The organism is Phyllobacterium brassicacearum (assembly GCF_003010955.1).
In the GTDB taxonomy this organism is placed as follows: Bacteria; Pseudomonadota; Alphaproteobacteria; order Rhizobiales; family Rhizobiaceae; genus Phyllobacterium; species Phyllobacterium brassicacearum.
This window is the reverse complement of the sequence record NZ_PGGO01000019.1, coordinates 69332-91187: the sequence shown is the minus strand read 5'-3', so window position 1 is coordinate 91187 and position 21856 is coordinate 69332. Positions and strand designations below refer to the sequence as shown.

The 21856-nt window shown below is 59.1% G+C and carries 21 protein-coding genes; 9 read left to right on the top strand and 12 right to left on the bottom strand.

The window, feature by feature from the left end; genetic code table 11:
- Positions 1 to 114: 114 nt before the first annotated feature.
- From CU102_RS21575 to CU102_RS21550, 6 genes are all read right to left on the bottom strand, one after another.
- Entirely contained in the window at positions 115 to 1731 is a 1617-nt protein-coding gene (locus CU102_RS21575; protein ID WP_425351586.1) for an ABC transporter ATP-binding protein, read from the bottom strand.
- Position 1732: 1 nt separating this feature from the next.
- Positions 1733 to 2872, bottom strand: a complete 1140-nt coding sequence (locus CU102_RS21570) for an ABC transporter permease (RefSeq protein WP_106713153.1) — start codon at positions 2870 to 2872, stop codon at positions 1733 to 1735.
- Entirely contained in the window at positions 2865 to 3788 is a 924-nt protein-coding gene (oppB, locus tag CU102_RS21565) for an oligopeptide ABC transporter permease OppB (RefSeq protein ID WP_106713152.1), read from the bottom strand. The genes CU102_RS21570 and oppB overlap by 8 nt, the downstream gene beginning before the upstream one ends.
- 54 nt (positions 3789 to 3842) lie before the next feature.
- Positions 3843 to 5441, bottom strand: coding sequence for a peptide ABC transporter substrate-binding protein (locus CU102_RS21560; protein WP_106713151.1), 1599 nt, complete (start codon positions 5439 to 5441; stop codon positions 3843 to 3845).
- A gap of 260 nt (positions 5442 to 5701) precedes the next feature.
- Positions 5702 to 7297, bottom strand: coding sequence for a peptide ABC transporter substrate-binding protein (locus tag CU102_RS21555; RefSeq protein ID WP_106713150.1), 1596 nt, complete (start codon positions 7295 to 7297; stop codon positions 5702 to 5704).
- Positions 7298 to 7535: 238 nt separating this feature from the next.
- The gene (locus tag CU102_RS21550; protein ID WP_106713149.1) at positions 7536 to 8981 is read right to left on the bottom strand and encodes a cryptochrome/photolyase family protein; all 1446 of its coding nucleotides are present in this window, start codon (positions 8979 to 8981) and stop codon (positions 7536 to 7538) included.
- Between the two features lie 24 nt (positions 8982 to 9005).
- Between CU102_RS21550 and CU102_RS29470 the strand changes: the two genes are divergently transcribed.
- Positions 9006 to 9290: a hypothetical protein gene (locus CU102_RS29470; RefSeq protein WP_133624630.1), complete on the top strand. Its 285-nt coding sequence runs from the start codon at positions 9006 to 9008 to the stop codon at positions 9288 to 9290.
- 12 nt (positions 9291 to 9302) lie between these two features.
- Here CU102_RS29470 and CU102_RS21540 read toward each other — a convergent pair whose 3' ends face one another.
- Complete coding sequence (locus CU102_RS21540; protein WP_106713147.1) at positions 9303 to 10928, bottom strand: cisplatin damage response ATP-dependent DNA ligase; 1626 nt, start codon at positions 10926 to 10928, stop codon at positions 9303 to 9305.
- Entirely contained in the window at positions 10928 to 11944 is a 1017-nt protein-coding gene (locus CU102_RS21535) for a ligase-associated DNA damage response exonuclease (RefSeq protein ID WP_208113864.1), read from the bottom strand. The genes CU102_RS21540 and CU102_RS21535 overlap by 1 nt, the downstream gene beginning before the upstream one ends.
- 107 nt (positions 11945 to 12051) lie before the next feature.
- Between CU102_RS21535 and CU102_RS21530 the strand changes: the two genes are divergently transcribed.
- The 4 genes from CU102_RS21530 to CU102_RS21515 all read left to right on the top strand — a co-directional run bounded on the left by CU102_RS21530 (position 12052) and on the right by CU102_RS21515 (position 15889).
- The gene (locus tag CU102_RS21530; protein WP_106713146.1) at positions 12052 to 14571 is read left to right on the top strand and encodes a ligase-associated DNA damage response DEXH box helicase; all 2520 of its coding nucleotides are present in this window, start codon (positions 12052 to 12054) and stop codon (positions 14569 to 14571) included.
- Positions 14568 to 15284 carry a ligase-associated DNA damage response endonuclease PdeM gene (gene pdeM, locus CU102_RS21525; protein WP_106713145.1) on the top strand — a complete coding sequence of 239 codons (717 nt, stop codon included), beginning with the start codon at positions 14568 to 14570 and terminating at the stop codon, positions 15282 to 15284. Before CU102_RS21530 ends, pdeM begins: the two co-directional genes overlap by 4 nt.
- A gap of 61 nt (positions 15285 to 15345) precedes the next feature.
- Positions 15346 to 15564 (top strand): AbrB/MazE/SpoVT family DNA-binding domain-containing protein, encoded by a 219-nt coding sequence (locus CU102_RS21520; RefSeq protein ID WP_106713144.1) that lies wholly within the window; start codon positions 15346 to 15348, stop codon positions 15562 to 15564.
- On the top strand, positions 15497 to 15889 hold the full coding sequence (locus CU102_RS21515) for a type II toxin-antitoxin system PemK/MazF family toxin (protein WP_342588783.1): 393 nt from the start codon (positions 15497 to 15499) through the stop codon (positions 15887 to 15889). Before CU102_RS21520 ends, CU102_RS21515 begins: the two co-directional genes overlap by 68 nt.
- Positions 15890 to 15901: 12 nt before the next feature.
- On the opposite strand, the gene CU102_RS21510 is transcribed toward CU102_RS21515, so the two are convergent.
- Entirely contained in the window at positions 15902 to 16363 is a 462-nt protein-coding gene (locus tag CU102_RS21510; protein ID WP_106713142.1) for an Lrp/AsnC family transcriptional regulator, read from the bottom strand.
- A gap of 121 nt (positions 16364 to 16484) precedes the next feature.
- Here CU102_RS21510 and hppD point away from each other — a divergent pair, with 121 nt between their 5' ends.
- The 3 genes from hppD to CU102_RS21495 are packed head-to-tail and all read left to right on the top strand — an operon-like array spanning position 16485 to position 18258.
- Positions 16485 to 17597 (top strand): 4-hydroxyphenylpyruvate dioxygenase, encoded by a 1113-nt coding sequence (hppD, locus tag CU102_RS21505; RefSeq protein ID WP_106713179.1) that lies wholly within the window; start codon positions 16485 to 16487, stop codon positions 17595 to 17597.
- A gap of 56 nt (positions 17598 to 17653) precedes the next feature.
- Positions 17654 to 17884: a type II toxin-antitoxin system Phd/YefM family antitoxin gene (locus tag CU102_RS21500; protein WP_106713141.1), complete on the top strand. Its 231-nt coding sequence runs from the start codon at positions 17654 to 17656 to the stop codon at positions 17882 to 17884.
- Positions 17881 to 18258: a type II toxin-antitoxin system VapC family toxin gene (locus CU102_RS21495; RefSeq protein ID WP_106713140.1), complete on the top strand. Its 378-nt coding sequence runs from the start codon at positions 17881 to 17883 to the stop codon at positions 18256 to 18258. The genes CU102_RS21500 and CU102_RS21495 overlap by 4 nt, the downstream gene beginning before the upstream one ends.
- Positions 18259 to 18262: 4 nt before the next feature.
- Here CU102_RS21495 and maiA read toward each other — a convergent pair whose 3' ends face one another.
- The 3 genes from maiA to hmgA are packed head-to-tail and all read right to left on the bottom strand — an operon-like array spanning position 18263 to position 21229.
- Positions 18263 to 18910, bottom strand: a complete 648-nt coding sequence (gene maiA, locus CU102_RS21490; protein WP_106713139.1) for a maleylacetoacetate isomerase — start codon at positions 18908 to 18910, stop codon at positions 18263 to 18265.
- Complete coding sequence (locus tag CU102_RS21485) at positions 18900 to 19913, bottom strand: fumarylacetoacetate hydrolase family protein (RefSeq protein ID WP_106713138.1); 1014 nt, start codon at positions 19911 to 19913, stop codon at positions 18900 to 18902. Before CU102_RS21485 ends, maiA begins: the two co-directional genes overlap by 11 nt.
- Complete coding sequence (hmgA, locus tag CU102_RS21480; RefSeq protein WP_106713137.1) at positions 19910 to 21229, bottom strand: homogentisate 1,2-dioxygenase; 1320 nt, start codon at positions 21227 to 21229, stop codon at positions 19910 to 19912. Before hmgA ends, CU102_RS21485 begins: the two co-directional genes overlap by 4 nt.
- 131 nt (positions 21230 to 21360) lie before the next feature.
- Between hmgA and CU102_RS21475 the strand changes: the two genes are divergently transcribed.
- The gene (locus tag CU102_RS21475) at positions 21361 to 21813 is read left to right on the top strand and encodes a MarR family winged helix-turn-helix transcriptional regulator (RefSeq protein ID WP_106713178.1); all 453 of its coding nucleotides are present in this window, start codon (positions 21361 to 21363) and stop codon (positions 21811 to 21813) included.
- The last annotated feature ends 43 nt before the right edge of the window (positions 21814 to 21856 follow it).

Below are 21856 nucleotides of genomic sequence, written 5' to 3'. Positions count from 1 at the left end.
TAACTTTGCCAGCCGTCGCCTTGTCTTTCACGGAAGAGCCATCTATAACTCCGCGTCTATACGCAAGTGTGTATAAAATGGCGTTCTTCGCCGTAAAATGCAAGGCGACGCGCATTACTCCAGGTCGAAAGCGGCAGCCATCAGCGTCTTGGTATAGGCCTGATGCGGCTGTTCGAATATGTCCCCGGTCGCGCCTTCTTCCACGATCTTGCCGTTCTTCATCACGATCACATAGTCGGACATTGCCTTGATGACCGCGAGATCGTGACTAATGAAGATATAAGAGAGGCCGTGCTTCTCCTGCAGATCGCGCAAGAGCTCGATCACCTGGCCCTGTACGGAGCGGTCGAGTGCCGATGTGGGTTCGTCAAGAATGACCACCTTCGGCTTCAGGATCATGGCGCGGGCTATGGCGATGCGCTGACGCTGGCCGCCGGAAAATTCGTGCGGGTAGCGATTGCGCGCAGCCGGGTCGAGGCCAACTTCCTTGAGCGCGGCGACAGCCCGCTTGTCGCGATCGGCTCTGGACAATTGCGGCTCGTGGATGCGCAGGCCCTCGGTGATGATCTCGCCCACGGTCTGGCGGGGCGACAGCGAGCCGTAGGGATCCTGGAAGACGAGTTGCAATTCCTTGCGCAACGGCCGCATAGCGGAACGATCGAAGTTCGATATGTTCTTGTCGCCGAAATGATAATGGCCACTGCTCGGCAACAGCCGCAGCAATGCACGGCCGAGGGTCGATTTGCCGGAGCCGGATTCACCGACAATGCCGATCGTCTGGCCCCGTTTCAGCCGGACGGAAACGCCATCGACGGCGCGAAATACGGCGTTCGAGCCGAAGAAAAAACCGCCGCCTATGGCAAAATCGACCGCGACATTGCGGCCCTCAAGGATAATCGGCGCCGTATCGGCGGGCGGCTCTTTGCTGCCGCTCGGCTCGGAGGCCAGCAGCATTTTTGTGTAGTCTTCCTTTGGCTCTTCGAAGATGTCCTTGATCGTGCCCTTCTCCACTACCTCGCCGCGGCGCATGACGACGACGCGGTCGGCGAAATGTTTGACGATGCCGAGATCGTGGGTAATGAGCACGACGGCCATGCCGAAGCGCTGCTGCAGCGAGCGCAGGAGATCGAGAATCTGCGCCTGGATCGTCACGTCCAGCGCGGTGGTCGGCTCATCGGCGATGAGTAGGTCAGGCTCGTTGGCGAGTGCCATGGCGATCATGACGCGCTGGCGCTGGCCACCCGACATTTCATGCGGATAGCTGTTCATGCGCCGCTCGGGCTCGGGGATGCCGACGAGCTTCAGCAGTTCCAGCACGCGCACCTTGGCCTGTTTGAAGGTCATGCCCTTGTGATGAACCAGCGGCTCGGCAATCTGACGTCCGATCGTATAGAGCGGATCGAGTGAGGTCATCGGCTCCTGGAAAATCATGGTAATTTTCGAGCCGCGCACCTCGTTGAGGCCTTTAAGTGGTAGACCGATCAGCTCCTTGCCGCGATATTTGGCCGAACCGGCAACCCGGCCATTGTTCGCTAGCAGCCCCATGATACCCATCATGGTCTGGCTCTTGCCGGAGCCGGATTCGCCAACGACGGCCAGTGTTTCACCCGGCTTCACGTCGAGATCGATGCCCTTGACGGCGTTGACGTCGCCATCGGGCGTGGTGAAGTCGACTTTCAGTCCGCGCACGGACAATACGGTTTCAGTGGTGCCCATTGAATCGGCAGTCATATCAGCGGTCCTTTGGGTCGAGTGCATCGCGCAGTCCGTCGCCAATGAAGTTGAGCGAAAACAGAGTGACGACGAAGAAGATGGCCGGGAAGATCAGCAGCCAGGGCGCGGATTGCATCTTGTTGGCGCCTTCGGAAATCAGTGCACCCCAACTGGTCAGCGGCGCCTGGACGCCGAGGCCGAGGAAGGACAGGAAGCTTTCCAGAAGAATGACCTTCGGCACGACAACGGTGACGAAAACGATTACCGGCCCGATGGTATTCGGTATGATGTGACGGCGGATGATCTGCCAGTCGGTCAGCCCTAGCGCCTGCGCGGCACCGATGAATTCACGGCGTTTCAGGGCAAGCGTCTGCCCGCGCACGATACGCGCCATATCCAGCCACTCCACCGCGCCGATGACGAGGAAGATCAGGATGAAGCTGCGGCCGAAGAACACTACCAGCACCACAACGAGGAAAACGAAGGGCAGCGAATAGAGAATCTCGACAAGACGCATCATGACATTGTCGATACGCCCGCCAATATAGCCGGAAATCGCACCATAGGTGACGCCAACTGCCAGAGAGACAAGACTGGCGAGAAAGCCGACGGCGAGCGAAATCTGGCCGCCAAGCATGACGCGAGCCAGCATGTCGCGGCCATTGGCATCGGTACCGAAGGGGAAATATTCGCGGTGGACTTCACCGGTGAGTTTCAGCGTCCTCCCATCCTCTTCGGTGGCTGTGACCTGCGTGTTGTCGAACTCGTTGGCCCGGTCGAAATAGCGGGTGGAGCGCGGATCGATGGGCTGATCCGAATGGATCGTTGCGGTGAAGGTGTTTCCTTCGACGTTGAACTCGCGCAGTTCGACGCGGGCGCGGCTTGCTACGCCCTCCATAACATCGCCCAGTGTTTCGGCCCGCGGAAGCGGCTCGAGGCTTGGCGGTGCGGTCACATAGGAGGGGAAAACCTGGTCATAGGTATGGCTGATGAAATAGGGGCCGAAGAACGAAAAGATGGTGATGAAGAGCAGGATCACACATCCGGTCATGGCGGCGCGGTTGCGTCGGAAACGCAGCACGCCCAGCTGGAAGAGGCTGCGCCCCTTCGATTCCTCCGGAGGAATGACAGTCGTCGGGATGTCGGTCATATCAGTCATGGCGGACCCTCGGATCAAGAAGGCCGTAGAGAATATCGACCACGAGATTGAATACGATGACGAAGATCGCCACGAGAACCACGGTTCCCATGACGAGCGTATAGTCACGGTTGATGGCGCCCAGCACGAAATAGCGGCCGACACCTGGAATGGTGAATATGGATTCGACGACGGCAGAGCCTGTCAGAAGGGCAGCAGCGCATGGCGCAAGGTAGGACACGACCGGCAGGAGCGCACCGCGCATCGCGTGGGTGATCACCACCGCCCGCTGCGGAAGCCCGTAGGCTCTGGCCGTTCTGATATGGTCGGCGTGCAGGGCTTCGATCATCGAGCCGCGCGTCAGGCGGGCGAACACCGCGAGCTGCGGCAGTGCGAGAGTGATCACCGGCAGGATGAGGAATTTCAGCGACCCGTCGCCCCAGCCGCCGGCCGGCACCCATGACAGCATCAAGGCGAAGATGAGGGTCAGGATTGGCCCAACGACGAAGTTGGGAACCGTCACACCGGTCGTCGCGACGGACATGACGAGGAAATCGAGGAACGAGTTTTGCCGGAGCGCCGCAAGTGTACCGACGATCACTCCGCCAATGAGGGCGAGAAGCAGCGCATAAGTGCCAAGCTGGACCGAGTAAGGCAGGCCCTTGCCGATCAGTTCGGCAATGGTGTTGTCCTTGTAGATGTAACTCGGGCCGAAATCGCCGGTCACGGCGTTCTTCAGGTACTGGAGATACTGGTTCCACAGGGGCTGGTCGAGATGGTAGGCCTTCATCAGGTTTTCCATCGTCGCCGGCGGCAGAGGTCTTTCCAGATTGAAGGGACCTCCCGGCGCAAAGCGCATGAGGAAGAAGGATATGGTGACGACAATAAACAATGTCGGCACTGCACTCGCCAGTCGGCGAAGAACGAATTGAAACATGGCGTTACTTTCTCAGGTCTAGCGCGCAACCCGTCCGGATTGCGCGCTGAGTTCTTATTCCTCGACGCTCAAATATTTGCTGAGGTGGTCATTGGATCCATTGTCCTGCCATCCCTTGACCTTTTTCGACACAAGCCAGAGCTGGCCGAAGTTCATCATTGGGGCGATCGGCTGGTCACGCAGAACGATTGCTTCCGCTTCGTGCATGATCTTTGAACGGGCGGCCGGATCCTTCTCATTGTAGGATTTTTCCACGAGCGCGTCGTATTCCGGATTGTCGTAGCGGCCGTAATTGAAGACTGGATTTTTCTTCAGGTTGATGGCGAGGAAGTTTTCGGCATCTGCATAGTCCGCCGTCCAGCCGGCGCGCGCCGCATTGAATTTGCCGCCCTCCTTCAGGTAGGCGTAGTGCGCGCTGATATCATTCTGCAGGAGCGTGACATTGGCGCCGAAGGTTTTCTTCCACATGTCGGCGACAGCGATGGCCACCCGCTCGTGATTTGGATTGGTGTTGTAGCGGATTTCGATGTTCAAAGGCTTGCCGCCCTCGCCGTAACCCGCTTCCTTCATGAGCTCGATGGCCTTATCCTCGCGGTCAAGCTGAGACCAGTCGGCGAAATCCGGCCTGGCCGGTTCGCCATAGGTGGCTATGCCAAGCGGTATCAGCGAATAGGCCGGCAATTGCGCACCGCTGTAGATCTCCTTTGACAGGAAATCGCGGTCGATGGCCATAGAGAGGGCCCGCCGCACGCGAACATCCTTGAAGGGTTCAATGCGGGTGTCGAACGAGTAGAAATAGGTGGAAAGCGCTGCGGTTACGCGGACCTCATCGCCGTGGGACGCGCGCAGGCGTTCGATCTGATCTGCGGAGAAATTGTAGACGAGCTGTAGTTCACCGGCTTCGAAACGCCGGACCGCAGCGGCCTGATCCTCGGACGGATAGAAAATCACCTTGTCGAGCTTGACGTTGGCAGCGTCCCAGTAGTCGGGGTTCTTGACCGCAGTCAGATGGTCGTTCTGGACGTGCTCGGCAAGTTCGAACGCTCCGTTGGAGACAAGCTTGCCCGGCTTGATGAAATCAGCGCCGTTCTTCTCGAAGCTTGCCTTGTTGACCGGGAGAGCGGTCTGATGGGCGAGAAGCTCGACAAAGAAAGGTGTCGGACGTTCAAGGGTGATTTCGAGGGTCTTGGCATCGATCGCCTTGATGCCGAGCTGGTCGACGGGCAGCTCGCCCTTGTTGACCTTTTCGGCATTCTTGATCGGATAGAGAATATTGGCATAGCCGGCTGCGGTTTTGGGATCTTCGACGCGGCGCATCGAGAAGACGAAATCCTCGGCAAGGACCGGCGTGCCATCCGACCAGTTGGCCTTGTCGTGAATCTTGAACGTGTAGACAGTGCCATCGTCCGAAACGGTCCAGCTTTCGGCTGCACCAGGCACGATCCTGCCGGCGGCATCGTAGGAGGTAAGGCCTTCGTAAAGATCCTTCAGGATGAAGGCTTCGATTTCAAGGGATGTCTGGGAAGGATCGAGCGTCTGCGGTTCGCCGCTGTTGCCGCGATGCAAAACGGCTTCCGCCAATGCTGGACATGCGCCGATGAGCAGGGATCCCAACAGGACTGCCGTGCCGAATTTGAGCTTCATGAAAGTCATTCCCTTGAACCCTCCCGTTCTCGTCCTGAATTTGTCTGTAGGCTGGATTGTTGGTCATTCTCGCTGGCACGCTGCGCGACATCTTATACCAATTGACGGCTTTCGGCTGGTTCAAACTGGTAACAGCACAGCATTGCGCAGCCCTCTTAGATGAAGGATGCAGCCTGGCAGTTCTAGCTTGTACGATCGGGAAAGTGTCGCATTGCGAGCCGAGCATTGAGAGGCGCGCAGCCCGCCGTGACGGGCTGCGCGCTTAAGCGTTATTCGACGCTCAGATACTTGCTCAGGTGTTCGTTGTTGGCGTTATCACCCCAACCCTTGACCTTGTCGGCCACGAGCCAGAGGTTGGCATCGTTCATCAACGGCGCGATCGGCTGGTCGCGCATGATCAGAGCCTCTGCTTCATGCAGGGTCTTGGAACGGGCCGCAGGGTCGCGCTCCTCGTAGGACTTCTTCATCAGGGCATCGAATTCAGGATTTTCATAATGCCCGTAGTTGAAGGTCTTGTTGCTGCTGACGCTTAGGTTGAGAAAGTTTTCCGCATCCGCATAGTCCGCAGTCCAGCCTGCACGGGCAACGTTGAACTTGCCGCCTTCCTGCAGGTAAGCGTAGTGCGACGAGATATCGAGATTCATCAGCGTCACATTGGCACCGAAGGTCTTCTTCCACATGTCGGCGACGGCTGTTGCGACGCGTTCATGGTTCGGGTTGGTGTTGTAGCGGATTTCGATATTGAGCGGCTTGCCGCCCTCACCGTAACCGGCCTCTTTCATCAGGGCCACGGCCTTGTCCTCGCGATCGAGCTGCGACATGCCGGCAAAGTCCGGCTTGGCTGGCTCGCCATAGGTTTCAAGCCCTGGAGGAACCATCGAATAGACCGGCAGTTTCGTGCCGTTGTAGATATCCTTGGCAAGGAAGTCACGATCGACGGCCATCGAGAGCGCCTGGCGGACGCGGACGTCGTTGAACGGTTCCGTGCGCGTATCAAATGGGTAGTAATAGGTTGCAGCCGCTGGCGTGACGTGCACCTGTTTCGGATTGGAGGCACGCAGGCGGTCGATCTGGTCGGACGAGAAATTGTAGACGAGGTCGAGTTCGCCGGCTTCGTAGCGGCGGACATTCGCAGCCTGGTCGTCGATCGGGTAGAAGATTACCTTGTCAAGCTTGACGTTGGCAGCGTCCCAATAGTTCTCGTTCTTGACGACGGTCAGATGGTCGTTCGGCACGTGCTCAGCGAGCTTGAAAGCGCCGTTGCCGACCAATTTGCCTGGCTTGACGAAATCAGCGCCGTTCTTCTCGAAGCTCGCCTTGTTGATCGGCAAAGCGGTCTGGTGCGACAGGAGTTCGATGAAGAAGGGAGTCGGACGTTCCAGCGTGATTTCGAGCGTCTTTTCGTCGACAGCTTTCATGCCGAGCTGGTCGACCGGCATGCCGCCCTTGTTGATCTTTTCAGCATTCTTGATCGGATAGAGAATATTGGCATAGCCGGCTGCGGTCTTCGGATCTTCGACGCGGCGCATCGAGAAAACGAAGTCTTCCGCGGTCACGGGCGAGCCGTCGGACCATTTGGCGTCAGCACGGATCTTGAACGTATAGACGGTGCCGTCGTCCGATACGGTCCAGCTTTCGGCGGCGCCCGGCACGATCTTGCCATTGGCGTCATAGATTGTCAGGCCTTCATAGAGGTCCTTGACGATAAAGGCTTCGATGTCGATCGAGGTCTGCGACTGATCGAGGGTTTGCGGCTCGCCGCTGTTGCCGCGATGAAGTACCATTTCGGCCAGGGCCGGGCTTGCGCCGATCATAAGTGATCCAAGCAGCAAGGCCGCACGGAGATTGAGTTTCATAAAGGTCATTTTTCTTTTCCTTCCCCTCTAAGAGAATTGCGAAGGCATGAACAAATGCCAAAATTTTCCCAAAGGCAAGGAGGGTATAATGCTTTCGTTGTAATATTTTTTGTGAATGCGGCTTACGGGCACGTCAAAAAAAAGTTGCACCATGTGGACCAAAGCGCCATTTGGCGGCGCTTTTCGATGAAAATGCGGCAAATTCTGGTCCGAAGGCAAATTTTCGCGTTTGTGTGGAAAACCGGGCCTATCGGGACTTGTCGAAGGCCTCCAGCGCCCGTTTTCGGGCGCGTTGATGATCGACAATGGGCCGCGGATAGGTTTTGCCGAGATCAATTCTTGCCTTTTTAAGGGTGACCTCAGGTGCAGTCCATGGCCGGTGCAGATATTTATCCGGCAGCGCGGTCAGTTCCGGCACGAACTCACGCACATAGCCTCCCTTCGGATCGAACTTTTCGCCCTGCAGGATCGGATTGAAGATGCGGAAATAGGGTGCCGCGTCCGCGCCGGAGCCAGCCACCCATTGCCAGCCTGCGGCGTTGCTTGCCGGGTCCGCATCGACGAGGGTATCCCAGAACCACCCCTCCCCTATGCGCCAATCGATGAGCAGATGCTTGATCAGGAACGAGGCAACGATCATGCGCACACGGTTGTGCATCCAGCCCGTCCGCCACAGTTGCCGCATGCCGGCATCGACGATTGGGTAACCGGTTTTGCCGTGCTTCCAGGCACTGAGATGGTCCGGGCGATTTTCCCAGGGGAAACCATCAAATGCAGTGTTGTAATTTTCCGAGCGCAGCCTCGGATTGTTGAACAGGAGATGATAGGAAAACTCGCGCCAGCCAAGTTCCTGGCGGAATTTCTCGGCGCCTGCCCGCTGCCCGTCAAGCGCCGGGTTCTTCGTGGCGTGCCAGATCTGAAAGGGCGTTATCTCGCCATGGGCAAGGTGCGGCGACAGGCGCGATGTCGCCTCGATATCCGGCCGGTCACGATCCTCGGGGTAGTTGTCGATCCTGCCGTCGAGGAAAATGCTCAGCCGTTCGAGCGCGCCATTCTCGCCCGGAGACCACACTCCGGAAAATCCCTGGCTCCAGTCCGTGTGCTGCGGCAGCAGGCACCAATCATCGAGTTTGTCGGAAGCAAGCCCGTGGTGCCAACCCTTCAGCGCCAGCGGCACCGGCAAGGGATCGCGGGGCTCGGGCATATCATGCAGAGCGCGCCAGAACGCTGTGTAGTGGTAATGCCCGCCGGGTCCTGACTTGAGCGCATAGGGTTCGTGCAGGATTTGCCCCTCGAAACTCTGCGTCGCGACGGCGCGATGCGAGAGCTCCGCCTGCAGCGCATCGTCAATCTCGGCGCCGGGCGGGTCATAGCGGCGATTCCAGACAACCATATCCGCGCCGGTATCCTTGATCAGGGTATCGATGACGTCGTCGGTCCGGCCGCGCTTGAGGATCAGCGGAGCACCGAGCGCCTGCAGTGACGCGGCAAGCCCGGTCAGGGAATGATGCAGCCACCATCGCCTGGCGCCGCCCGTCGGGCGGTTGTCGCCGCTGACCCTCTCATCCCGCAGAAACACCGGAATGACTGGCTTTCCAGTCTGCGACGCAGCACAGAGCGCGCGATTGTCACCGAGCCGCAGATCGTGACGGAACAGAACAATGACGGGCTTTTCGATGCCGGTATCGCTCATCTGGATAGCTGCACACCCTGCGGAATGACGATCACGACTCAACCCTTATCGTGTTCTTGCGACGTTGACCATGAGGAAGGCACGGCGCACGACAACATAGCGGTGTGTGGCCATCGCTTATACCTTGCCATCAGTTCGGCGGCTGAAGTCCGGATCGAACAAGTCAAGGCCAATGACGTCGCAACTGTCGTCCATGCGGAAAAGACGCTCGGTGATGGTATCGATGGGCTCCTCGGCCGTTCGTTCCTGTCCCGGTTTGATGTGACAGTAGGCGCGAAGGAATGGCGCATCGAAAGCAAGAAGCATTGAATAGCTAGCGGATCAGTCCGCGGTTTCGGAATCGCGCAGAAGTGCTTCCAGTGTTTCCAACCGGTCTGCCTCGATTGGCGGTTTGTCCCAGCGCAGGCGGGAGATGCGGGGAAACCGCATGGCAACCCCGGATTTGTGGCGCTTCGAGCGATTGAGGCCTTCGAAGGCGACCTCGAGGACTAGCCCATGTTCGGGTTCGGCACGCACCGAGCGCACGGGCCCAAAACGCTCGGTGGTGTTGTTGCGAACGAAGGCGTCGAGCTGTTTCAGCTCGTCGTCGGTGAAACCGAAATAGGCCTTGCCGACCGGAACCAGATGCGGCTCGGTTTCCGGCCCCGTCCACACTGCAAACGTATAATCGGAATAATAGCTCGATCGCTTGCCGTGGCCGCGCTGCGCATAGACCAGCACGGCATCGATGATGAAGGGATCGCGCTTCCACTTGAACCACGGTCCCTTCGGGCGGCCGGGCACATAGGTAGAGGAGCGCTGCTTCAGCATCAGCCCCTCGATGATCGGATGCGGCGGGTTTTTGCGCAGTTCGACAAGGTCGTCGAACGAGTCATAGGGCACAAGTGGCGACAGGTCGAAGCGCGTGGGCTCGAGCTGCTTGACGAAGGATTCAAGTCGGGCGCGGCGCTCCACAAAAGGCAAACCACGGACGTCGTCGCTGCCATCGAGCAGCAGGTCGTATAGCCGGACGAAAGCCGGGTGGCTCTCGAGTTGCCTGGCAGAGACGGTCTTGCGGTTGAGGCGCTGCTGCAGATCGCCGAAGGCGCCGATCTCGACGCCTGCATCCGTGTTGCGAGCGACCAGCAACTCGCCGTCGAGCGTGCCTTCAAAGTTCATGAAATCGACGATATCGGGAAAGGCCTGGCTGATATCGTCGCCGGTGCGCGAATAGATGCGCCGCCGGCCACCCTCGGCCGTCAATTGCACGCGAATGCCGTCCCACTTCCACTCGGCAACGTATGCTTCGGCACTGATCTTTGTGTAGTCAGGCTCTTCCAGCGGCGTGGACAACATGACTGGCCGGAACGGCGCGGTGGCAAGGCTCTGCGGTTTGTCGGCCTTGCTCTCGAGCCAGGCGAAGAGCGCTTCATAGGGTGGCTTCAGGCCGTGCCAGAGTTCCTCGATTTCCGTGACATCAACATCGCCGAATTGCGCGAGTGCCTGCTTGGCGAGCCGCGCCGAAACGCCAATGCGCAGGCCACCGGTGACGAGTTTCAGCAAAGCATAGCGGGCGGATGCGTCGAGCTGATCCAGCCATTTCTCGACAAGCCGCACAGCATCGCTGCGCGAGGCCAGCGCCAGCGATGTGACGATATCGCCGAGCGTCGGCACGGCATTGGCGCGGACTGGCTCGTCCGTTGACCAGACGAGCGAGATGGTTTCGGCAAGATCGCCTACGTAATCGTAGGAATAGGCGAAAAGCTGCTCGTCCATGCGCTCGGCGATGAGGGCGCGGATCATCGCCGGCTTGACATTGGCGATGTCGAGATCGCCTGTAAGCGCAGCCAGGGCGAGGCCCCGGTCAGGATCGGGCGTATCGCGGAAATAGTCGACAAGCAGTGTGAGCTTGCCGTTGCGTGCCGGGGTGAGGACAAGACGATCCAGAAGTTCGGCAAATTCCTCCATCAGTCCCCCTCGTCCTCATATCCAACGAGATGCAAAGGCCGTGCCGCATAATCGTTCAGCTCGCACCAGCGCACCAGCGCCTCCTCACGCCCATGGGTGACCCAAACCTGGCTCGGACCGAGCTCGGTGATCGTGCCGGTGAGCTCGTCCCAGTCGCAATGGTCCGACAGGATGAGCGGCAGTTCGATGCCCTGCTGGCGCGCCCGCTGGCGGATGCGCATCCAGCCGGAGGCGAAACAGGACACGGGGTCCGGGAACCGCCGCGCCCAGCGATCGAGGAATGCCGAGGGCGGGGCAATAACGACGGCACCGGCAAAATCCTGCACGCTGCCGGTCTCGGTGGTTGCGGGTGACAAAGGTCCGAGATCGATACCTTGCGACTTATAGTAGTGGCAGAGTTTCTCAAGGGCGCCGTGGATATAGATTGTCCGGTCATAACCTGCATCGCGTAGCATGCGGATGACCCGCTGTGCCTTGCCCAGTGCATAGGCCCCGACGAGATGCGAGCGTTCGGGGAACTGTTCGACGGATTTGAGCAGTTTGGCGATCTCGTCGCGGCTGTCGGGATGACGGAACACCGGCAGCGCAAAGGTGGCTTCGGTGATGAAGACATCGCAGGAAACCGGCTCGAAGCCGGTGCAGGTCGGATCGGCCCGGCGCTTGTAGTCGCCGGAGGCGACGATGCGCATGCCATCCTTCTCCACGACAATCTGCGCCGAACCCAGCACGTGTCCGGCCGGGTAAAAACTGACGGTGACGCCATTGATTTCGGTGGCCTTGCCGAGATCTGCAGCCTGTGTTTCGCCGGCGAAATTGCCGGCATAACGCAGGCCCATGATATCGAGTGTCTGCTGCGTTGCCATCACCTTGCGGTGGCCGGAGCGGGCGTGATCGGAATGGCCATGGGTGATCAATGCGCGATCGACGGCACGAACCGGATCGATATGGAAATCACCGGCCGGGGAATAGAGGCCGGCGGGTGTCGAACACAGCAGAGCTTCGGGGCGTTTCAGCAAGACATTCCTCGAGTTTACCACCTAACGAACATAGGCCGCATTTGGCTCCTTGCAATCCTGACAAAAGAAACTTGGCGCAATGAGCGAGCGCCACTACATTCGCTGCAGTGAGCACCAGCAAATCACCCCTGGCCGATATCGGCGCCGCGTATCTGCCGCCGCCCTTCCTGAACTGGTTTCAGGCCAAGGGCTGGTCGCCGCGCGCGCATCAGCTCGAATTGCTGCAGGAGGCGCAAGCAGGGAACTCAGCGCTGCTGATCGCCCCGACCGGCGCGGGCAAGACGCTGGCGGGATTCCTGCCAGCGCTGGTCGATCTCGCGAGCCGTGGCAAGAGCAATGCGGCTAGCCGGGGCGTGCACACGCTTTATATTTCGCCATTGAAGGCACTGGCTGTCGATATCCATCGCAACCTCGAAAAGCCCATCGACGAAATCGGCCTCGATATCTCGCTTGAAACGCGAACGGGGGACACGCCCGCCTACAAGCGACAGCGGCAGAAACTGGCACCGCCCGACATCTTGTTGACGACGCCGGAGCAGCTGGCGTTGTTGATCTCGGCCAGGGACGCCGGCCGCTTCTTTGAGGATCTGCGCTATGTGATCTTTGACGAGTTGCACTCTCTCGTCACCTCCAAGCGTGGCCATCTCCTGTCACTGGGCCTGGCGCGTCTGCGCCGGCTGCAGCCGGGCGTGCAGACGATCGGCCTTTCCGCGACTGTTGCCGATCCGGATGCGCTGCGGCGCTGGCTTTTGCCACAGACCGTGGATGCCCCCATGGCAAGCCTTGTTACGGTGGAAGGCGGAGCGAAGCCGCACATCACGATTCTCGAAACCGATGATCATGTTCCCTGGGCCGGGCATTCGGCCGTCTACGCGCTGCCAGGCATCTACGACGCGATCAAGCGGCACGGCACGACACTGATATTTGTCAATACGCGCAGCCAGGCGGAGCGGTTGTTTCATGATCTGTGGATGGCCAACGACGACAACCTGCCGATCGCCTTGCATCACGGATCGCTCGATGTCAGCAAGCGCCGCAAGGTCGAACAGGCCATGGCCGCCAACGCGCTGCGCGCGGTCGTCGCCACCTCGACGCTCGACCTCGGCATCGACTGGGGCGACGTGGATCTCGTCATCCATGTCGGCGCGCCGAAGGGAGCCAGCCGGCTTGCGCAGCGTATCGGCCGCTCCAATCACCGCATGGACGAACCCTCGCGGGCTATCCTCGTTCCGGCCAATCGTTTCGAGGTGATGGAGTGCCAGGCGGCGCTCGACGCCAATTACATCGGCGCGCAGGATACACCGCCGCTCGGTGACGGATCACTCGATGTGCTGGCCCAGCATGTCCTTGGCATGGCCTGCGCAGAGCCGTTCCGTGCGGACGATCTCTACGCCGAAATCACGACCGCCCTGCCCTATGCCACGCTGCCTCGGGAAACCTTCGATCGCATCGTCGATTTCGTCGCGACCGGCGGCTACGCTCTGAAGAGCTACGAACGTTTTGCCAAGATCCGTCAGACTGTGGATGGCACCTGGCGGGTGACGCATCCGCGCTTCGCCCAGCAATACCGGTTGAATGTCGGCACCATTATCGAGGCGCCGAGCCTCAACGTGCGCCTCACCCGCCAGCGCGGCAAGGGTGGCAATGTGCGGGGCGGACCTGTCCTTGGCAAGGTGGAGGAATACTTCGTCGAGTCACTCAGTCCAGGCGATACGTTCTTCTTCTCCGGCCGAGTGCTGCGCTTCGAGGGCATTCGCGAAAATGAATGCATGGTCTCGAATGCCGAAGGTTTCGACGCCAAGATCCCGGCCTACGCCGGCGGCAAGTTTCCGCTGACCACCTATCTCGCCGACCAGGTGCGCTCCATGCTGGCGGACCCCAAGCGTTGGGGCGCCCTGCCCGACCAGGTCAGCGACTGGTTGCGCATCCAGAAGGAGAAATCGGTTCTACCGCAGCCGGGCAGCCTGCTGGTCGAGACGTTCCCGCGCGGCGAGCGATCCTACATGGTGACCTATCCATTCGAGGGCAGGCTGGCGCATCAGACGCTGGGCATGCTGCTGACACGGCGGCTGGAACGGGCGAAGGCACGCCCGCTCGGTTTCGTCGCCACGGATTATGCGCTCACCGTCTGGGGCCTGCGCGACATGGGCCGCATGTTCAAGAAGGGAGAATTGCCGCTATCGGAACTCTTCGATGAGGATATGCTGGGAGATGATCTCGAAGCCTGGCTGGCCGAAAGCTGGATGCTGAAACGCACGTTCCGCAACTGTGCGCTGATCTCGGGACTCGTGGAAAAACGCCACCCGGGACAGGAAAAGACCGGGCGCCAGGTTACGGTCTCGACGGACCTCGTCTATGACGTGCTGCGTGAGCATGAGCCGGACCATATCCTCATACAGGCGACACGCGCCGATGCTGCCACGGGCCTGCTCGACATTGAGCGACTCGGCCGTATGCTAAGCCGAATCAAGGGGCATATCGTCCACAAGGATCTCGACCAGATTTCACCGCTTGCCGTTCCCGTGATGATGGAAATCGGCAAGGAACGTGTTCCCGGCGAGGCGCATGAGACACTGTTGGAAGAGATCGCGGACGAACTGACCCGGGAGATGATGGAATACAAATGAACGTGGCATTTCAGGCGACGAAGACAGCTCTGCATGGTACGGCCGAAATGGTCATTGCCGGGCATCGTGCCGTCTGCGATCCGTCGGGTGCGCTCTATCTCGAAAGCGACCGGATCCTCGTCGTATCGGACCTGCATTTCGAAAAGGGCTCGTCATTCGCCCGGCGCGGCATGCTGCTGCCGCCCTATGACACGGCAACGACGCTGGCCGCGTTGGCGAAGGTCATCGCTCGGTACAATCCTACCTGCGTCATCAGCCTCGGCGACAGTTTTCATGACGGCGATGCGGCAGCCCGCCTACCTGCAATCTATGCGGCGGAACTCGCCACGCTGATGGAGGGGCGCGAATGGATCTGGATCACCGGCAACCACGATCCCGACCATCCGGCGGACCTGCCGGGCGAGACGTTCACGGAGCTGGCGCTCGGCAATCTGGTCTTCCGGCACGAGCCGTCGAAATCCCCTTGCTCCGGTGAGATAGCAGGACATTTGCACCCGGCGGCCAAGGTGGTGCGACGCGGGCAGTCCGTACAGCGTCGCTGCTTCGTCAGCGACCGGTCACGCATGATCATGCCCGCCTTCGGCGCCTATACCGGCGGGTTGAACATTCTCGGCCGAGCCTTTCACGGGATCTTCGAGGCCCATGCCATCACCGCCTACATGCTCGGCCATGCGCGGGTGTACCCCATGGTGAGGAAGGCGCTGTACCTTTAGGCCATCCCGTTCCTTGCATTCAGTAAGGAAATTCCTTACATCTTTTGCAAGGAGATGGTCCATGATCACCAGCAAAATGACCAGCAAAGCGCAGACGACGATACCGCAAGCGGTGCGCATGGCACTGAATCTGAAGCCTGGTGACGAAATCGCCTACCAGATCGAGGATGGCCGCGTCATTCTCATGCGCATAGAAACGGGCGTGCAGGGCGATGATCCGTTTGCAACATTCTCGGAGTGGGACAGCGAAGCGGACAAAAAAGCCTATGCCAACCTTTGAGGCCGGCGACGTTGTACGTGTTCCGTTTCCGTATACGGATCGAAACACCCGCCAGCACCGGCCGGCCTTGGTGATTTCCGATCGCGGAATTGGTGACAATCAGGAACTTCTCTGGGTGTTGATGATCACCAGCGCGGAAAACAGGCCATGGATTAGTGATGTTTCGATTCCACGCCATCAGGATGCTGGATTGCCCGCACCTTCGGTCATTCGGCCTGCCAAGATCGCAACAATTGAGGCGTCACATGCCGACAAACTTGGAAATGTTTCGCAAGCAACTTTCCACCAAATCATGCAAGCGGTGAACGCAATCCTGAAAAAATAGGCTGTCCGCATATCAAATCGGCAATCGTCCGTCTTCCTTCAACGTGTCTAGCACAATGGCGGTCTTGACGTTCTGCACAGATTCGTGCGGCAGCAGCACATCGTTGACGAAGGCCGAGAGCGCACGCAGGTCCGGTGTTACCACCTTGATGAAATAGTCCATCTCGCCGGTCAGCGCATGGGCTTCCATGACCTGGGGCAGATTGGAGATGAGGTCGGAAAAGCGCTGCGCGTTGTCCCGGTTGTGCGTCGCGAGCGTCACCGAGATAATGTTGACGATGCCAAGGCCGAGTTTTTCCCGGTCGATCTCGGCCCGGTAGCCACGAATATACCCTTCCTCTTCCAGTCGCGAACGCCGGCGCGAGCACTGTGACGGCGAGAGGTTGATTCGCTCGGAAAGCTCGTTGTTGGTCAATCGCCCATCTTCCTGGAGACAGATGAGTATCTTGCGGTCAGATGGGTCAAGTTGCTCCATTCATGCATCCTTTGCTTACCATACGCACGGAACGTGTAAATATTAGACTTAAGGAGCGCTAGAATGCAAGCACATTGCGGGTGTTTTGCGCGATAATGGCCGGAACCGAATGGAGGAAGATATGGGCCCGTTTCCGCACGACGCACCGAAGGCTGTCATCAGCAAGGACAATCCCGCCGGAACGGACGGATTCGAGTTTGTTGAATTCTCCCATCCGGAGCCGGAGAAGCTCGAAGAGCTGTTTGCCCGCATGGGCTATGTACCGGTAGCCCGCCACAAGTCCAAGAACATCACTGTCTGGCGCCAGGGCGATATCAACTACATCCTCAATGCCGAGCCGGGTTCCCATGCAACGAGATTCGTCGAAAAGCATGGTCCCTGCGCCCCTTCCATGGCGTGGCGGGTCGTCGATGCCAAGCATGCCTACAACCATGCGGTCACCAAGGGTGCAACACCCTACGAGGGCGACGACAAGACGCTCGATGTTCCGGCGATCGTCGGCATCGGTGGGTCGATGCTGTACTTCATCGAAACGTATGGCGACACGGGTTCGGCCTATGAAGCTGAGTTCGATTGGCTGGGCGAACGCGATCCGGAGCCCGAAGGCGTCGGCTTCTATTATCTGGATCACCTCACCCACAATGTTTATCGCGGCAACATGGACAAGTGGTGGGCGTTCTACCGCGAGCTCTTCGGCTTCAAGCAGATCCATTTCTTCGACATTGCCGGCAAGCTGACTGGTCTAGTCTCACGCGCCATCACCTCGCCCTGCGGCAAGATCCGCATACCGCTGAACGAATCGACGGACGACAAGAGCCAGATCGAGGAATATTTGCGCAAATATAAGGGCGAAGGCATCCAGCACATCGCCGTCGGCACGGAAGCGATCTATGATGCGACCGACAAGCTCGCCGATAACGGGCTGAAATTCATGCCCGGACCGCCCGAGACCTATTACGAGAAGTCGCACGATCGCGTGCATGGCCATGACGAACCGATCGAGCGCATGAAGAAGCACGGTATCCTCATTGATGGCGAAGGCGTGGTCGATGGCGGCATGACCAAGATCCTCCTGCAGATATTCTCCAAGACGGTGATCGGACCAATCTTCTTCGAATTCATCCAGCGCAAGGGCGACGAAGGCTTTGGCGAGGGCAATTTCCGCGCCCTGTTCGAGTCAATCGAGGAGGATCAGATCCGCCGCGGCGTGATCAAGATCGAAGCAGCGGAGTAGCACACCATTGCAATCAGCTCTATTATGACCTAAATTCTGGTCATAAGGAGCCGATAATGAATATCTCGATCGCAGAAGCCAAGGCGAAATTCTCGGAACTCGTTACTCGCGCGCAGTCGGGTGAGGAGATCGTATTAACGCGCCACGGCAAGGCTGTTGCTACCATCTCCCCGCTTCCCGGTCAGAACGCGAAGCCGGGTAGCCTGATCGGCGCGATGAAGGGACGCATTGAGATAGCTGACGATTTTGACGAACTCGACGCCGATTGGGACGACTACCTCAAGTGAGCCGCCCGCTCTATCTGATCGATACCCATGTGCTGTTGTGGGCGCTCGCCGACGATCCGCGGCTTTCAACGTCGCAAAGGACGATTTTGCAACGGGGCGAAGGCCTGATCGTGAGTTCCGCCACCATCTGGGAGATCGTGATCAAGCGAGGGTTGGGCAAGCTTAGGCTCGACGGCGATATCGTCGATACGGTAAAAATGCACAATATCCCCTTCCTGCCGGTCAACGAGCAACACGCGGCACGTACGGAGCGACTGGGCGACCATCATTGCGATCCGTTTGACCGGCTGCTTATCGCCCAGGCGCAGGTTGAAAACCTCGCCATTCTGACATCGGATCCGGCGTTCGCGCAATACGATGTGAAGGTCGTCTGATGCTCTAGGCTTCGCGCTTCACCCTATCCGGCTGTGCTGCGGCAAAGGCTTCCATCGCTTCGCAGCGTTCGACGATGGTGTTGACGCGCGAAAGATGGTCGATATCCGCGCCCCAGCGCCTGGCGTTGTAGACCTGCGGCACGAGGCAGAAATCGGCGATGCAGGGCGCGTCGCCATGGCAAAATTTACCGGTATCGGGGTGGTCCAGCAAGGTCTCGACTGCGGTTAGCCCCTCGGCAATGAACTTGCGCATCCAGAGCTCACGCGATTCATCGCCACCACCTGTTAATTGCATGACGTGTGAGATCACGCCCAGGTTACAGACGGGGTGAATCTCCATGGCAATGGCATAGGAGAGTGCGCGCACGCGCTGGCGGCCGACGGGATCCGCCGGCAGAAAACCGGCGCCAGGATGGGTCTCGTCGAGATACTCGATGATGGCAAGGGATTGGGTCAGCATATGGCCGTCGATCGCCAATGCCGGCACCAAACCCTGCGGGTTGCGGATGAGATGGTCTATGCCCTTATGCTCGTGCTTGAGGAGATCGACAGATACGGTCTCATATGCGAGGCCAAGAAGGTTGAGCGCAATGCGCACGCGGTAGCTGGCGGATGAACGCCAATAATCATAGAGGATTGCTTTACCTGCCATATTGCACCACCTGCTGCTCGATGGCGCCGAAGATCGAATGGCCTGCCTTGTCCTGCATCTCGATCCGCACAACGTCGCCGAACCGCATGAACGGGGTCTGCGGCGCGCCGAGATTGATGGTTTCGATCATGCGGATTTCGGCGATGCAGGAATATCCAGCGCCGCCTTCCACGACAGGCTTGCCCGGGCCGCCATCGAGCTTGTTGGATACGGTGCCGGAGCCGATGATCGTCCCGGCAGCAAGTGGCCGCGTCTTCGCCGCATGGGCAATCAATGTCGGAAAATCGAAGGTCATGTCGACACCCGCATTGGCACGGCCGAATGGCCTGCCATTGAGGTCGACATTCAATGGCAGGTGCACCCTGCCGCCGTCCCAGGCATCGCCCAATTCGTCGGGGGACACTGCCACGGGAGAAAACGCCGACGATGGTTTTGACTGGAAGAAGCCAAATCCTTTTGCGAGTTCCTCGGGGATAAGCCCGCGCAGACTCACATCGTTGACGAGCATGATAAGGCGAATGGTGTCGCGGGCCTCATCGACGCTGGCACCCATAGGCACATCGTCGACGATGACGGCGACTTCGCCTTCCATGTCTATGCCATAGGTCTCATCAGCAATGCGGATCGGTTCGCGCGGGTTGAGGAAACTGTCGGAGCCGCCCTGGTACATCAGCGGATCGGTCCAGAAGCTCGCCGGCATCTCGGCGCCGCGCGCCTTGCGCACCAATTCGACATGATTGACATACGCCGAGCCATCGGCCCACTGGTAGGCGCGAGGCAGCGGCGACAGGGCATCATGCTCGTGAAAGCGCTCTGTGGGGACCGCGCCGAGTTCAAGACTTGAGCTCAGCGCTTCGAGATGCGGGGCGATGCGCGCCCAATTGTCGAGCGCTGATTGCAGGGTTGGCGTCAGGAACGAGGCGTCGGTCAAGCGGGTCAGGTCCTTGGTGACAAGAACGAGTTTGCCGTCGTGAGTGCCGTTGTCGAGGGAAGCGAGCTTCATTCTGACCAGTCTCCCTCTGGCGTACCATTGAACCGCTTCTTCAGGTCCTTCCAACAGTTGGCGTAATTGTCCTGGAGCGACTCCAGTTCCGAAGCAAAGCGTGTCAGGTGTTGCGGGAAGCGTGTCTCGAACATGAACGCCATGGTGTTCTCCAATCGGTGCGGCTTGAGGTCTATCGTCGAGGCTTTGTTGAAGCCCATCGCGTCCGGGCCATGCGGCAGCATCATGTTATGCAGGCTCATGCCGCCCGGCACAAACCCCTCCTCCTTGGCGTCGTACTGACCATATACCAACCCCATGAATTCCGACATGATGTTGCGATGGTACCAGGGCGGGCGGAAACTGTGCTCGGCCACCAGCCAGCGTGGCGGGAAGATCACGAAATCGACGTTGGCCGTTCCCTCTTCGCCGGAGGGCGCCGTAAGCACGGTGAAGATAGACGGGTCCGGGTGGTCGAACAGGATCGCGCCGACCGGAGAAAAGGTACGTAGATCATATTTGTAAGGTGCGTAATTGCCGTGCCAGGCCACCACGTCGAGCGGCGAATGATCAAGTGTTGTTTGATAGAACTTGCCGCACCATTTCACATGTAGCCGGCACGGCGTTTCTTTCTCCTCGAAGGCAGCAACCGGCGTCTTGAAATCGCGCGGATTGGCAAGGCAATTGGCCCCGATCGGGCCGCGATCCGGCAGCGAGAACTTTGCCCCGTAATTTTCGCAGATATAGCCGCGTGCTTCACCACCGGTGGCCGCAACCTTGATCACCATGCCGCGCGGCACGACACAGATTTCCGACGGCTCGATCTCGATGACGCCCATTTCGGTGAAGATGCTCAAGCGACCCTTCTCCGGGACGAGCAGCATTTCGCCATCGGCATTGAAGAAGTAATCGTCCTGCATGTCCTGGTTGAACGCATAGACATGGGCCGCCATGCCTGCCTGGCCATGCACGTCACCGGCCGTCGTCATTGTACGGATGCCATCAATGAAATTGACCGGTTCCGTCGGCATGGGTGTCGGATTCCAGCGCAGCTGACCGATTGGCAACTCGTGATCGTCGAGATTGGGTGCCGTCTTCCAGTCGGGGCGATTGACCGGAGAAAAGTGCCCGCTGTGCTTGACCGAGGGCCGGATTCGATAAAGCCACGACCGTTCGTTGATGCCGCGCGGGGCGGTAAATGGCGAGCCGGAAAGCTGTTCCGCATAAAGGCCATAGGCACAGCGTTGCGGTGAGTTTTGCCCCTGCGGCAGCGCGCCAGGCAGCGCTTCCGTTTCGAAATCATTGCCGAACCCGGGCATATAGTTGAGGGTCGCCATCACACATCCTCCTTTTGGCCTTTCGATAATTCCGGCCCGATGCCGGCTCTCAAAAGGTTGTCCAATCAATTTAGTTGCAATTGTGACGATCTATTTTGTAACTATCAACCATGAACGAGGATTTGTGTGCGATGGCAAACGAGACGACCGAGAAACCGCCGCTGATATTGGAAAACTTCCTGCCCTACCGGCTGAACAAGGCGGCGGAGGCAATCAGCCAGCGCTTCGCCAGCCTCTACCGCGAGCAATATGGATTGACCCGCCCGGAATGGCGCACGCTCGCCACGCTGGGCCAGTTCGGCGTGTTGACGGCTACGGCGATTGGGGCGCATTCCTCCATGCACAAGACCAAGGTCTCGCGAGCGGTCTTCGCACTGGAACAGCGCTATTGGTTGCGCCGCAAACGCGACGAGGCCGACCGGCGCATCGAGAATCTGGAGCTGACGCCCGCGGGGCGGAAGGTCTATGCCGATTTGGCCAAGGTGGCGCATGCCTTCGAGGCGGAGCTACTTTCAAATCTTGGACCGCGCGGCGAGAAGGAGTTGAAGGCCGGCCTGGCTGCGTTGGAGGCGTACTTTAGATAGGCTGGCACCTGATATCGACATAGTAACGATCTATTTTGATGCG